The sequence below is a fragment of the Streptomyces flavotricini genome, from assembly GCF_020639365.1.
GTDB classification, from domain to species: domain Bacteria; phylum Actinomycetota; class Actinomycetes; order Streptomycetales; family Streptomycetaceae; genus Streptomyces; species Streptomyces flavotricini.
The window spans coordinates 5735717-5749114 of sequence record NZ_JAINUL010000001.1 but is presented as its reverse complement, the minus strand read 5'-3'; the positions used below and the strand labels follow the sequence as shown (position 1 = coordinate 5749114).

The window sequence follows — 13398 nt, the reverse complement described above, 5'->3', positions numbered from 1 at the left end:
CGCGGCTGCGCGGCTGGGGCGGGGTGAGCGCGATGGCCACCGCCTGCGCGGTGACGGCCGCGGCCGTCCTGCTGCCGCTGGCCCAGGCGGCCCCCGAGAGCGGCCACTCGGCCGTGGTCCGCGAACCGGCCTCCATGGCGGCCGCCCCGGCCCCCTGGTCGCTCACCGACACCTGCCAGGAACCGGAGGCCAGCCTGCGCCCGAACGGCGTGGACGGGCCGACCATCGAGCGGATCCGCAAGGCGGGCAAGCTCGTCGCGGGCGTGGACCAGAACAGCTTCAAGTGGGGCTACCGCAACCCGGTCGACGGCCGACTCGACGGCTTCGACATCGCCCTGGTCAAGGCCATCGCGAAGGACATCCTGGGCGATGAGAACGCGGTCATCTACCGGGCCATCCCCACCAGCCAGCGCGTCCCCGCGCTGCAGGACGGGCGCGTCGACGTCGTCGTACGGACCATGACGATCAACTGCAAGCGGCTGGAGGACGTCGCCTTCTCGACTGCGTACTTCGAGGCCGGGCAGCAGGTCCTGGCCCCCAAGGGCTCGCCGATCACCGGGTACGACGCCTCGCTGAAGGACCGCCGCATCTGCACCGCGGCCGGCTCCACGGCCGAGGCGGCCCTCAAGGCCCAGCCGTACGGCTCGGTGCCGGTCAGCGTGCCCAACCAGCTGGACTGCCTGGTCCGGCTCCAGCTGGGCGAGGTGGACGGCATCATCACGGACAACGCGCTCGCGGCCGGCCAGGCCGCGCAGGACCCGTCGGTGCGCCTCGTCGGTTCCCCGTTCACCAGGGAGTTCTACGGGGTGGCCATGAACAAGGACGCCTCCGACCTGGTGCGCCGGGTCAACAAGGTGCTGGAGAACTACCGCGCCGGCGGTGACAGCAGCCCCTGGATGCAGGCGTACGTGGCGCACCTCAAACCCGTCCTGCCCGGCGTGGCCGGACCGCCCGCGCCGAAGTACCGGGACGGCTGAGGCAGGTGGCAGAGTCGGAGCCCGATGTCGGGGAAGCGGAGGCGGGGCTTGTGGAGGCGCAGTCGGCAGTGATGGACCGGGACGACGTCGACCGCGCCCTGGCGCGGCTCGGCGCGGAGCACGAAGCCGTCGAGACCTCCCTGCTCGCCCTCCAGGACCACGCCGGGCGCCGGCTGCTGGAAGGGGCCGGGCTGACCGGTCTCACCAAGGAGCGGTGGGCGGCGGCCGACGCCGCCATCACCCGGCTCTGGACGTACTTCGACGCCTACAGCGGGGCGCTGGGCGCCGCCCGGGAGATCCGCGAGCGGCGCCGCTGGCCCGGCCGCGACGAGCTGATCGAGCTGACCGAGCGGCTGCGCGGGCCCGGGGTGCTGATCGCCGGGGCGGGGGCGGAGGGTGTGGCGCTCGCGGAGCGGCTCTCGCTCGCCGAGCTGGTGTCGCGGATGAACGAGCTGTACGCGAGCTCCCTGGACGTGGTGGTGGCCGCCGACTCGGTGTGGTCGGCGCTGCCCGCCCGCATCGACCTGCTCGCGGCCGAACTGCACCGCACGCGCTCGCTGGCCCGCTCGGTGGGGGTCCGCCCGGGCGAGCACCCCTCGGGCGACGACCTGGAGGCGATCACCGCCGAGCTGACCGGACTGCGGGAGCAGGTGATCGCGGACCCGCTGGCCTTCTGGCAGCCGGTGGCGGGCAGTTCCGCGCCCGGCGGCGGCCGTCCGGACACCACCCGGTACGACCGGGCCGCGGTCGCGCTGGAGGACGTACGGCGGGAGATCGAGGCGGTCCTGGCCGTGCGGCAGGACGCGGAGCAGCGGCTGATCGGCCTGCGGGACGTGCTCTCGCGGGCCGACCGGACCCTGGCGGAGGCGCGGACGGCCCGCGGCGAGGTGCTGGCGAAGATCGCGGCTTCGGAGGTACCGGTGGTGAGCGGGCCGCCGACGGCGCTCCAGGAGCAGCTGGCCGCGGCGGCCGAGTACCGCCGCCGGGCCCAGTGGCACCGGCTCTCGCCGCTGCTGGAATCGCTGGAGGAGCGGGCCGAGGAGGAACTGCGCCGGGCCCGCGAATCGTTGACGGCCGTGACGGCGCCCCTGGCGGTACGGGCGGAGCTGCGCGGGCGGCTCGACGCGTACAAGGCGAAGGTGGCCCGGCACGGCATGGCGGAGGATCCGCTGCTGATCGAGCGGTACGACACGGCCCGGCGGATGCTGTGGAGCGCGCCCTGCGATCTGCGGGCCGCCGAGCAGGCCGTGCTGCGCTACCAACGGGCGGCGGCCGAGTCACTGGCACCGCCGCAGCCGCAGGACCGGCCCGACGGGCCGGGGAAGGAGGAGGACGCATGAGTCCGGTCGGAACCGCGTGTGTTCGCCCCGGCTGCCCGGGGTCGTACGAGGACATGGGCGGCGGCGGGCTGTACTGCGACACCTGCGGTCTGGCGCCGATCGGCTCCGTCGCCGCGGGTGCGGAGGAGCTGGTCTCGCCGCCGACGGGGATGACGAGCGCGGCCCGGTACCCCGACTCGCAGGGATCCCACGGGTCACAGGGTTCGCACGGATCGGCGCGGTCGGGCCGTTCGGGCTCGACGTCGGCCTCCGCGCGCTCCTCGCGGTCCTCGCGCTCCTCTTCCTCGCGCCGCTCGGTGTCGGGCCGGCTCTCGCGCGCCCTGTCGGGGGCCGCGTCCAGCCGCTCGGTATCGGTGCGCAGTTCCGGTTCGGCGGCCGGGCCCTCGGGGCGCAGCCGGCTGGGCGCCGGGCTGGTCAACATCCCGGAGGTGCCGCGTCCGGATCCCTCGGCGGCGGTGCTGGACAACCCGGAGGTGCCCGAGCGCAAGCGGTTCTGCTCGCGCTCGGACTGCGGGGCTCCGGTGGGCCGCTCGCGCGGGGACCGGCCGGGCCGGACCGAGGGGTTCTGCACCAAGTGCGGGCACCCGTACTCCTTCGTGCCCAAGCTGCGCGCGGGTGAGGTGGTCCACGGCCAGTACGAGGTGGCGGGCTGCCTCGCGCACGGCGGGCTCGGCTGGGTGTACCTGGCGGTGGACCGGGCCGTCTCGGACCGGTGGGTGGTGCTCAAGGGTCTGCTGGACACCGGGGACCAGGACGCGATGGCCGCGGCGATCTCGGAGCGGCGCTTCCTCGCGGAGATCGAGCACTCCAACATCGTGCGGATCTACAACTTCGTGGAGCACCTGGACCAGCGGACGGGTTCGCTGGACGGGTACATCGTCATGGAGTACGTGGGCGGCAAATCGCTGAAGGAGATAGCGAACGAGCGGCGGCGGCCGGACGGCCGGCGCGATCCGCTGCCGGTGGAGCAGGCCTGTGCGTACGGGATCGAGGCGCTGGAGGCGCTCGGACACCTGCACAGCAGGAACCTGCTGTACTGCGACTTCAAGGTGGACAACGCGATCCAGCAGCAGGACCAGCTGAAGCTGATCGACATGGGCGCGGTGCGCCGGATGGACGACGACGAGTCGGCCATCTACGGCACCGTGGGCTACCAGGCGCCGGAGGTGGCCGAGCTCGGCCCCTCGGTCGCCTCCGACCTGTACACGGTGGCGCGGACGCTGGCCGTCCTGACCTTCGACTTCCAGGGCTACACGAACGTGTTCGTGGATGCGCTGCCGGACCCGGAGCACATCGAGGTGTTCGGGCGGTACGAGTCCTTCTACCGGCTGCTGGTCCGGGCCACCGATCCGGATCCCGACCGGCGGTTCTCCTCCGCGCAGGAGATGGCGGACCAGCTGACGGGCGTGCTGCGGGAGGTCGTCGCGCTGCAGACGGGCCGGCCGCGGCCCCAGCTCTCGACGCTCTTCGGGCCGGAGCTGCGGGTTCCGGACACCCGGCTCTTCGCCGACGCGGCCGGAGCCGAGGTGTCCCGGCTGGGGGCGCGGGCGGTGCCGGGTCCCGCGGCGGGCGGGCGCAGGATCGTGCGACGGCCCGGGCGGTCGGCGATCCTGCCGGCTCCGGCCGCAGCCGCGGCCGGAGCTCCCGCGGCGGTTTCGGGTGGGGCGGGCGCCCCTTCCGGGACCGCGGGGGCGGCGGCCCTCTCGGCGCCGCTCGGCACCACGGCGACGCACCGGGTCGGCGCGGCCGCGCGGCGGTCGGCGCGGCCGCGCGGCGGGCCCCGGTGCCGGCTCCCCGGCAGGCGCCGGCGGGGGCTGCCGCGGTTCCGGTGCCGGTGTCCGGGCCGGGCGTACGCGGCACCGAACTGGCCGCGCTGGAGGCCCGGGACATGGCGCTGGCCCTGCCGGTGCCGCTGGTGGACTCGGCCGACCCCAACGCCGGGTTCCTGGCCGGACTGCTGGCCTCCGCCCCGGGCGACCTGCTGGGCGCCCTGCGCTCGGCGCCCGCCGACTCGGCCGAGCTGCGGCTGCGCGAGCTGCGGGCCCGCCTGGAGCTCGGCGAACTCGCCGCGGCCGGAGCCGCCCTGGCCGATCTGGAAGGCCGGTACCCGGACGACTGGCGGGTGGTGTGGGCGCGCGGGATCGCCTCGCTGGCCACCGGTGACGACGAGATAGCGGCCCTGTCGTTCGACGCCATCTACGACGCCTTCCCGGGCGAGCCCGCGCCGAAGCTGGCGCTCGGCCTGTGCGCGGAGATCCTGGGGCAGTTGGACAACGCCGCCGAGTACTACCGGCTCGTCTGGATCACCGACCCGGGGTTCGTCAGCGCGGCGTTCGGGCTTGCGCGCGTCCAACTCGCCGCGGGCGACCGGCCCGGGGCGGTGCACACCCTGGAGTCCGTGCCGGAGGCATCGATCCACTACACCGCCGCACGGGTGGCGGCGGTACGGGCACGCCTGCGCGACCGGTCTCCCGAGGAGGCCCTGCTTCCGGATCTGGCGGCGGCTGCCGCGCAGGTGGAGGCCCTGGAGCGGTTCGGGCTGGACGCGGTGCGGCACGAACGGTTGTCGACCGAGGTTCTGGGCTCGGCCCTGGACTGGGTACTGTCGGGTAGCCGGGGTTCCGACCCCGGCCGGACCTCGCTGCTCGGCAGTCAACTGGACGAGCGGGGCCTGCGCTTCGGCCTGGAGCGCTCGTACCGCGTGCTCGCGCGGCTGGCGCAGCGGGGCGAGGACAGGATCGAACTGGTGGAGCGGGCAAACCGTTTCCGTCCCCGGACGTGGGTGTGAGTGATGTCGATGCATCGGCCGTCTGGCTGCCCCAGCTGCGCGGAGCCCCTTGAGGAGGGTGACCGTTTCTGCGGCGTCTGCGGCTCTCCCGTGTCCGCCGCGCCCCCTCCCGCGTTCCGGGACGATCCGACCCTCCCGATCCCGACGCTCCCGGCCCCGCCGGCCGGCCCGACGGGGGGCTACGTCCTCGCGGAGCCCGCGCCCGGCTGGGGCAGTGTCGCGGCCGGTGCGGCGCCGACGCTGGTCGGGGACGCCGCCGGGTGGTCGGCGCAGGCGGAGCCGGCCTCCGCCGAGTCGGCGGTCCGGCCCGGGCCGGACCCGGCGCCCGCCCCGGCCCCCGCCCCGGCACCGGCCCCCGTACCTCCGCAGGGCTCCTCGTACGGCGCGCCCGATCCGGCGTACGGCGGCGGCGAGATCCGCCACGACCGGCCCGGCGGCCCCGGCAGCACCCCCACCCCGCCCGAGGGGACGCCCTGGGGCGCGCCCGAAGCCCCGTACGGCGGCGCCGGGCCCGGGCACGAGGACCCGTACGCCTCCGGCACCCCGCAGGCGAGCGGTCCCGCGGCCGGCGACGGCGGGAAGACCTGCGTGGCCTGCCGGGCCGGACGGGTCGACACCGACGGGTACTGCGAGCACTGCGGGCACGCCCAGCCCCGCGAGCGGGACCACCTGGAGGAGGAGCTCGGCAGCGTCGCCGCCGTCAGCGACCGCGGGCTGCGCCACCACCGCAACGAGGACTCGTTCGCGGTCGCGGCCACGGCCCTGCCCGACGGATCGGCCGCCACCGTGGCCATCGTCTGCGACGGCGTCTCCTCCGCCAGCCGCCCCGATGAGGCATCCGCCGCCGCGGCCGGCGCCGCCAACGAGGCCCTGCTCGAAGCCCTCCCCCGCGGCGCCCATCCCCAGGAGGCCATGCACGACGCCATCCTGGCCGCGGCCGCCGCCGTGAACGCCTTGGCCCCGGAGGTCCCGGGCGCGCAGAACGCCCCCGCCTGCACCCTGGTCGGCGCCGTCGTCAGCGGCGACCTGCTGACCGTCGGCTGGGTCGGCGACAGCCGCGCGTACTGGGTCCCGGACGACCGGGACGCGCTGCCGCGCCGCCTCACCGAGGACGACTCCTGGGCGGCCCAGATGGTCGCGGCCGGGCTGATGGGCGAGGCCGAGGCCTACGCCGACGTCCGCGCCCACGCCATCACCGGCTGGCTGGGAGCCGACGCGTACGACCTGGAGCCGCACACCGCCAGCTTCAAGCCGGACCACGCGGGCGTGGTGGTCGTCTGCACCGACGGCCTGTGGAACTACGCCGAGTCCGCGCAGGACATGGCCCAGGTGCTGCCCGTCGACGCCGCCACCCGCCCCCTGCACAGCGCGCAGGTCCTGGTGGGGCACGCCCTCGACGGGGGCGGCCACGACAACGTCACGGTGGCCGTCGTCCCGTTCGCCGCCCCGGCCGGTCCGGGAGCGACGACGACCGCGACAGCGGCGGTCGCGCGGGCGGAATCGGAACCGGAAGGCCAAGTGGAACCGGAAGCACGCCCTCAGGCCTGATCCATCCGCCCGCACCCCCGTCCTCTCCTAGGAGTCCAGCCGATGGCGAACTTCGCCAAGCCGAGCGCCCCGCGCTTCAGCGTGGAGGTGTACCAGAACGAGTTCCTCCCCGAGGGCGGACGGGACGTCCACGCCATCGTCACGGTCACGTCCACGGGCGGCGCCGCCGCCACCCGGGCGGCCGCCCGGGGCTCGGCCGCCGTCGTGATCATGGTGGACTGCTCGGGGTCCATGGAGTACCCGCCGGACAAGATGCGCGGAGCCCGCGAGGCCACCGCCGCCGCGATCGACACCCTGCGCGACGGCACCGCCTTCGCCGTCATCGCCGGTACGCACGTGGCGAAGGAGGTCTACCCGGGCCAGGGCCGCCTGGCCGTCGCCGACCCGGCCACCCGCGCCCAGGCCAAGGAGGCCCTGCGGGGCCTGGGCGCCGGCGGCGGTACCGCCATCGGCACCTGGCTGCGCCTCGCCGACGGCCTGCTGCGCCAGTCCTCCGCCGCCATCCGGCACGGCATCCTGCTCACCGACGGCCGCAACGAGCACGAGGACCCGGCCGTCCTGCGCGCCACCCTGGAGGCCTGCGCGGGCCGCTTCACCTGCGACGCCCGCGGGGTGGGGACCGACTGGGAGGTCAAGGAGGTCACCGGCATCGCGAGCGCGCTCCTCGGCTCGGCCGACATCGTGGCCGATCCGGCCCACCTCACCGAGGACTTCACGCTCATGATGGAGAACGTCATGGGCAAGGAGGTCGCGGACGTCGCGCTGCGCCTCTGGACCCCGGTCGGCGTGGAGGTCCAGTACGTCAAGCAGGTCGCGCCCACCGTGCAGGACCTCAGCGACCGCCGCACCGAGGCGGGCCCGCGCGCCGGCGACTACCCGACCGGGTCCTGGGGCGACGAGTCCCGCGAGTACCACGTGTGCGTCCGGGTCCCGGCCGCGTCCGTCGGCCAGGAGATGCTGGCCGCCCGGGCCACGCTGCTGCTTCCCGGCGCGCCGGGCGAGCCGCCGGCCACGCTCGCGCAGGGGCTCGTACGGGCGGTGTGGACGGACGACCTGGCCGCTTCCACCGCCATCAATCCGCAGGTCGCCCACTACACGGGACAGGCAGAACTCGCGAAGGCTATCCAACAGGGGTTGGAAGCGCGCAAACTGGGCGATGTCGACGGCGCCACGGCCAAGCTCGGCCGTGCCGTCCAACTGGCCAGTGCCTCCGGAAACGCGGACACGGCCAAACTGCTCGCGAAGGTGGTGGATGTCGTCGATGCGGCGGCGGGTACTGTGCGGCTGAAGGCGAAGGTCGCGGATGCCGACGAGATGACCCTCGAAACGCGTTCGATCCAGACCGTCCGTGTGAAGAAGTCCTGAGACCGTCCGAGAGACCTGAGAAGACCTGCCGTGATGACGCAGGCCGAAGGGGGAAGAGCCGCCATGCCGACCTGCCCGAACGGGCACCAGTCCGCCTCCGACGACTGGTGCGAGGTCTGTGGCCACCGCATGGCTGCCGCCACGGGCGCGCCCGCGGCGCCCTCCTACGGCTACGGCTACCCTCCCAGCACCGGTGAGCCGACCGCCCAGGCGGAGCTCTGCCCGCAGTGCCGGACCCCGCGCGAGGCGATGGCCCCGTTCTGCGAGGAGTGCCGGTACAACTTCCTGACGCGCTCGGCGACCTCGTACACGCCGCTCTCGGCGCCGGGCACGGACGCGGGAGCCGCGGGCGGGAACGCCGCCGGGGCCGTCCCGCCTCCTCCTCCGCCGCCGCCCGCACCGCAGGTGCCCACCTCGGCTCCGTTCTCCCAGGACCACTTCGAGTACCAGGGCTCGCGGCCGTCCCGGGTCAACCGGCCGGCCGAGCCGCTGCAGCGCGAGGACGACTGGCTGCTGCCGCCGCCGGCGCACGAGCAGCACCAGCCCCAGGCCCCTCACCAGCCGCAGGCCCCTCAGCAGCCGCAGTACGTGCAGCAGCCCCCGCCGCCGCTCCGGGAGTACCAGCAGCCGGAGTACCAGCAGCAGCCGCACGAGTACCAGCAGGCGCCGCAGGCCCAGCAGCAACAGAGCCAGCACCAGCAGCCCTTCCCGCCCCAGAGCACCGGCGGCGCCTGGAGCGCGACGATCGGCCCCGACCGCTCGTACTTCATGGCGATGATGCAGCGCAGCGGCCCCGAGGCCGCGGCGCTCAACCTGCCCGCGTACTCCCCGGAGCAGCATCTTCCGCTCTCTGGCGGCCAGATCACCATCGGCCGCCGCCGCGCCTCCACGGGCGAGTCCCCGGACATCGACCTGTCGGTGCCCCCGGAGGACCCGGGCGTCTCGCACCAGCACGCGGTGCTCGTCCAGCAGCCGGACCTCAGCTGGGCGGTCGTGGACCAGAACTCCACCAACGGCACCACCATCAACGGTGGTGAGGAACCGATCCAGCCCTACGTCCCGGTGCCCCTCACCGACGGCGACCGGGTCCACGTGGGCGCCTGGACGACGATCACGATCCGCCGCGGGTGACACACCGCGGATGACACACCGCGGGTAGCGACTCCCTCACTCCCCCAGGGGCCATACGTACGGGCCCTGGGGGTCGTCGAGCCAGGACCACTGCCCCTCGGCGGTGACCGTCACCCCGAACCGCTCGCGGCCCGGCCGGCCCTCGCCGCGCCACAGGTCCAGGGCCTCGCGCGGATGCAGCACGCCCGCCGTCAGTACGAGCATGAACTGGAACCGCTCGTTCTCCACCAGCTCGTACGGGAGCCCGTACGGCAGCCCGGGCGCGGTCGGCGAGGCCGTGGCCCCGCGCAGCGGGACGAAGTACGCCGAGGTGTGCAGGAAGCGGCCTTCCGCGAAATCGGCGTCCCGGACCGTCAGCGCGATCAGCCCGGTCGACAGCGGGGCCAGGATGCGCGCTCCGGGGCGGCACTGGCCGAGCCAGGCGTGCGGGATCAGCGGCAGCGTGCAGGTCACCAGGATCCGGTCGAAGGGGGCCCGTGAGGGGCAGCCGCGCGCACCGTCGCCGGTGACCACGGTCGGCCGGTGGCCGAGCAGGGCCAGGTGGGCCCTCGCGGACTCGGTGATCTCCTCGTCCAGGTCGACCGTGGTGACGTGCTCCTCGCCGAGCCGGTGGCTGAGCAGCGCGGCGTTGTAGCCGGTGCCCGTGCCGATCTCCAGTACGTCGTCCCCGTCGCGGACGTCCAGCGCATCCAGCATCTTCGCCATCAGGGAAGGCTGGCTGCTGGAGGAGAGCAGCTCGCCGTCGCGCAGCCGGGTGGCGAGCGGGGCGTCCGTGTAGACCCCGCGCAGCCAGCGGGCCCGGTGGGCCGGGTCCGGGTCCTCGCCCCACAGCCGCTCGTGGCCGGCCCCGCGGCCGGTGAAGAAGTACGGGACGAAGACGTGCCGGGGCACCGCCGCGAAGGCGGCCCGCCAGGCGGGATCCTCCAGGACCCCGGCGGCGGTCAGCTCCCGCACCTGCGCGGCGTGGGCGGCGTCCCGCAGGTCGCGCGCCTCGGCGTGCGCGGCGTGCGGGGCGTGCGGGGGGTGTGCGGGACGTGCGGAGTGAGCGGCGTGTGCACCCATGGCTCCACTGTCCTGCGAGCGGGCCCGGGAGGCGAACGGGGGTCGGCGAACGGTGGTCCTAAGACCTCCGTCCTCCGTCCGGGCGTCTGAGACGATGGTCGGGTGAATGAGATTCCGCGGGGCACGGTTCAGGAGCAGACGTTCTACGAGCAGGTGGGCGGCGAGGAGACCTTCCGCCGTCTGGTGCGGCGCTTCTACGAAGGGGTCGCGGAGGACCCGCTGCTGCGCCCGATGTACCCGGAGGGGGACCTCGGCCCGGCCGAGGAGCGGTTCGCCCTGTTCCTGATGCAGTACTGGGGCGGCCCCAACACGTACAGCGAGAACCGCGGCCACCCGCGCCTGCGGATGCGGCACGCCCCGTTCCAGGTGGATGCGGCGGCGCACGACGCGTGGCTGGGGCACATGCGCGTGGCGGTGGACGAGCTGGGGCTGACTCCGGAGCTGGAGGCGCAGCTGTGGCGTTACCTGACGTACGCCGCCGCCTCGATGATCAACACCGCCGGGTAGCCCGTACGGGAACCGCAAGCGGAGGGCCGGTGCGGGGCCGGACCCCCTACCCGACCTGATCCGCCGGACAGACCCTAGACCGGCCGCACCTGGAGGGCGCCGAGGCCCCCGGTGCCGCCGGGGCGGCGCATCGCGATCGAGCCGTACGGGGTGCGCAGCCGGAGCCAGCCGCCGGAACCGAGCAGGGCCACCGGGTCGGGTGCGGTGCCGGGGGCACCGGCCCCGCTCGTCACGGCCGACCGGACCGGCCTCAGGAAGCCCAAGGACTGCGCGGCGTGCACGGCCCGCAACGGGAGCTCCGTGTCGCCCAGCGTCCGGGACCAGATCTCGCGGCCGATGCGGTCCCGCTCGGACCGGGTCCGGTGCTGCGGGGGCAGGGCCCCGTCACGGGCCCGGAACTCGGCGACGGACGCGCTCAGGGCTTCTCGTATCGCCTCCGGACCGGGCAGCCCGGGCAGCCGGTGCCAGCCGCCGCGGGGCGGGAGCACCCCGGTCCACGGCGGGCCGGTGACCGCCGCGGGGACGGCGGCGGTCGCGGCGGCCTCGTCCACGGACTCCAGCAGTTCGCCGGCGGAGACGGTCACGTCGAGCGGGTGGGTGACGGGCACGGCGAGGCGCACCGTGCGGATGGCCAGCACCTCGAAGGAGGCCGGCCGCCCGAAAACGGCGAGCGCGCCGCCGCCCGCCTGCGCCTGCAGGCGGACCGCGGCGGCGCGGTCGTAGTGCACCAGCCGGCCCAGGAAGGCGGCGAGGTCCGCCGCCTCCCCGGAATCGGCGAAGCGCAACTGCTCGGTCATGCCGCCAGGCGCCCTTCGGCGGCCTTGGCCTTCGGCTTGCCGGCCGGCTCGTCGAGGTACTCCTCCAGGAAGCGCCTCTCCTCGGCCGTGATGCGGCGGGGCCGACCCTCGGCGAGGTTGTACGGCACGACCACCGTCTCGGCGCGCACGTACACCGTCTCGGGTGCGTCCTCGGTGGCCTCGTCCTTGACCTCATAGCGGATGGTCAGGGACGCCGCGCCGATCCGGGTCACCCAGGACTCGATGAGGACGGGCTCGTGACGGTGGACGAGGGGCAGCTTGTAGTCGATCTCGTGGCGGGCCACGACGGAGCCGCCCGTGAAGGACTCGCTGCCCTCACCCGGCGCGAGGCGGAACATGAAGTCGATCCGCGCCTCCTCCAGATAGCGGAGGAAGACGACGTTGTTGACGTGCCCGAAGGCGTCCATGTCCGCCCAGCGCAGGGGGCACCGGTAATGGTGTCTGGCCATGGTTCCGGCCTCAGCCTCGCGTGAGCTTCTTGTAGGTGGCGCGGTGCGGGCGGGCCGCGTCCGCACCAAGGCGCTCGATCTTGTTCTTTTCGTAGGATTCGAAGTTGCCTTCGAAGTGAGCTTCTTGTAGGTGGCGCGGTGCGGGCGGGCCGCGTCCGCACCAAGGCGCTCGATCTTGTTCTTTTCGTAGGATTCGAAGTTGCCTTCGAACCAGTACCACTTGGACTCGCCCTCGTAGGCGAGGATGTGGGTGGCGACCCGGTCGAGGAACCAGCGGTCGTGGGAGATGACCACGGCCGCGCCGGGGAATTCGAGGAGCGCGTTCTCGAGCGAGGACAGGGTCTCGACGTCGAGGTCGTTGGTGGGCTCGTCGAGGAGGAGCAGGTTGCCGCCCTCCTTGAGGGTCAGCGCCAGGTTGAGGCGGTTGCGCTCACCGCCGGACAGGACGCCGGCCGGCTTCTGCTGGTCGGGGCCCTTGAAGCCGAAGGCGGACACGTAGGCGCGGGAGGGCATCTCGACCTGGCCGACGTTGATGTAGTCCAGCTCGTCCGAGACGACGGCCCAGAGGGTCTTCTTGGGGTCGATGTTGGCGCGGGACTGGTCGACGTAGCTGATCTTGACGGTCTCGCCGACCTTGATGGCGCCGGAGTCCGGCGTCTCCAGGCCCTGGATCATCTTGAACAGCGTGGTCTTGCCGGCGCCGTTGGGGCCGATGATGCCCACGATGCCGTTGCGCGGCAGGGTGAAGGACAGGTCGTCGATGAGGACCTTGTCGCCGAACGCCTTGGAGAGGTTGTTGACCTCGACCACGATCGAGCCCAGACGCGGGCCCGGCGGGATCTGGATCTCCTCGAAGTCCAGCTTGCGCATCTTGTCCGCTTCGGCTGCCATCTCCTCGTAGCGGGCGAGACGGGCCTTGGACTTGGTCTGGCGGCCCTTGGCGTTGGAGCGGACCCACTCCAGCTCTTCCTTGAGCCGCTTCTGCCGCTTCTCGTCCTTGCGGCCCTCGACCTTCAGGCGCGCCTGCTTCTTCTCCAGGTAGGTGGAGTAGTTGCCCTCGTACGAGATCGCCCGGCCGCGGTCGAGCTCGAGGATCCACTCGGCGACGTTGTTCAGGAAGTACCGGTCGTGGGTCACCGCGACGACGCACCCCGCGTACTTGGAGAGGTGCTGCTCCAGCCAGTTCACCGACTCGGCGTCGAGGTGGTTGGTGGGCTCGTCGAGGAGGAGCAGGTCCGGGGCCTCGATCAGCAGCTTGCACAGCGCCACGCGGCGCTTCTCGCCACCGGAGAGGGTGGTGACCGGCCAGTCGCCGGGCGGGCAGCCCAGCGCGTCCATGGCCTGCTCCAGCTGGGCGTCCAGGTCCCACGCGTTGGCGTGGTCCAGGTCCTCCTGCAGCTTGCCCATCTCGTC

The 13398-nt window shown here is 73.8% G+C and carries 9 protein-coding genes and 2 pseudogenes; 7 read left to right on the top strand and 4 right to left on the bottom strand.

All coding sequences use genetic code 11. The features are described from left to right. Nucleotides 1-32: 32 nt before the first annotated feature. The 6 genes and pseudogenes from K7B10_RS26165 to K7B10_RS26140 all read left to right on the top strand — a co-directional run bounded on the left by K7B10_RS26165 (nucleotide 33) and on the right by K7B10_RS26140 (nucleotide 9149). The gene (locus K7B10_RS26165) at nucleotides 33-977 is read left to right on the top strand and encodes a glutamate ABC transporter substrate-binding protein (protein ID WP_372481565.1); all 945 of its coding nucleotides are present in this window, start codon (nucleotides 33-35) and stop codon (nucleotides 975-977) included. Between the two features lie 71 nt (nucleotides 978-1048). After that, nucleotides 1049-2317 carry a hypothetical protein gene (locus K7B10_RS26160; RefSeq protein ID WP_229339637.1) on the top strand — a complete coding sequence of 423 codons (1269 nt, stop codon included), beginning with the start codon at nucleotides 1049-1051 and terminating at the stop codon, nucleotides 2315-2317. Continuing rightward, nucleotides 2314-5105: pseudogene (locus tag K7B10_RS26155) on the top strand (serine/threonine-protein kinase). The gene K7B10_RS26160 and the pseudogene K7B10_RS26155 overlap by 4 nt, the downstream one beginning before the upstream one ends. 3 nt (nucleotides 5106-5108) lie before the next feature. Continuing rightward, complete coding sequence (locus K7B10_RS26150) at nucleotides 5109-6653, top strand: PP2C family protein-serine/threonine phosphatase (protein WP_229339635.1); 1545 nt, start codon at nucleotides 5109-5111, stop codon at nucleotides 6651-6653. A gap of 42 nt (nucleotides 6654-6695) precedes the next feature. Then, the gene (locus K7B10_RS26145; RefSeq protein ID WP_229339633.1) at nucleotides 6696-8018 is read left to right on the top strand and encodes a vWA domain-containing protein; all 1323 of its coding nucleotides are present in this window, start codon (nucleotides 6696-6698) and stop codon (nucleotides 8016-8018) included. A 63-nt stretch (nucleotides 8019-8081) separates the two neighbouring features. Further along, entirely contained in the window at nucleotides 8082-9149 is a 1068-nt protein-coding gene (locus K7B10_RS26140; protein WP_229339631.1) for an FHA domain-containing protein, read from the top strand. 36 nt (nucleotides 9150-9185) lie between these two features. On the opposite strand, the gene K7B10_RS26135 is transcribed toward K7B10_RS26140, so the two are convergent. Then, on the bottom strand, nucleotides 9186-10211 hold the full coding sequence (locus tag K7B10_RS26135) for a methyltransferase domain-containing protein (RefSeq protein WP_229339629.1): 1026 nt from the start codon (nucleotides 10209-10211) through the stop codon (nucleotides 9186-9188). A gap of 102 nt (nucleotides 10212-10313) precedes the next feature. On the opposite strand from K7B10_RS26135, the gene K7B10_RS26130 reads away from it, so the two are divergent. Then, nucleotides 10314-10718, top strand: coding sequence for a globin (locus K7B10_RS26130; protein WP_229339627.1), 405 nt, complete (start codon nucleotides 10314-10316; stop codon nucleotides 10716-10718). A 74-nt stretch (nucleotides 10719-10792) separates the two neighbouring features. Here the strand turns inward: K7B10_RS26130 and K7B10_RS26125 are convergent, their stop codons facing one another. From K7B10_RS26125 to ettA, 3 genes and pseudogenes are all read right to left on the bottom strand, one after another. Beyond that, entirely contained in the window at nucleotides 10793-11515 is a 723-nt protein-coding gene (locus K7B10_RS26125) for a DUF8010 domain-containing protein (RefSeq protein WP_229339625.1), read from the bottom strand. Continuing rightward, nucleotides 11512-11943 carry an acyl-CoA thioesterase gene (locus tag K7B10_RS26120; protein ID WP_229345419.1) on the bottom strand — a complete coding sequence of 144 codons (432 nt, stop codon included), beginning with the start codon at nucleotides 11941-11943 and terminating at the stop codon, nucleotides 11512-11514. The genes K7B10_RS26125 and K7B10_RS26120 overlap by 4 nt, the downstream gene beginning before the upstream one ends. 150 nt (nucleotides 11944-12093) lie before the next feature. Further along, nucleotides 12094-13398, bottom strand: a pseudogene (ettA, locus tag K7B10_RS26115) (energy-dependent translational throttle protein EttA); the annotation flags it as partial.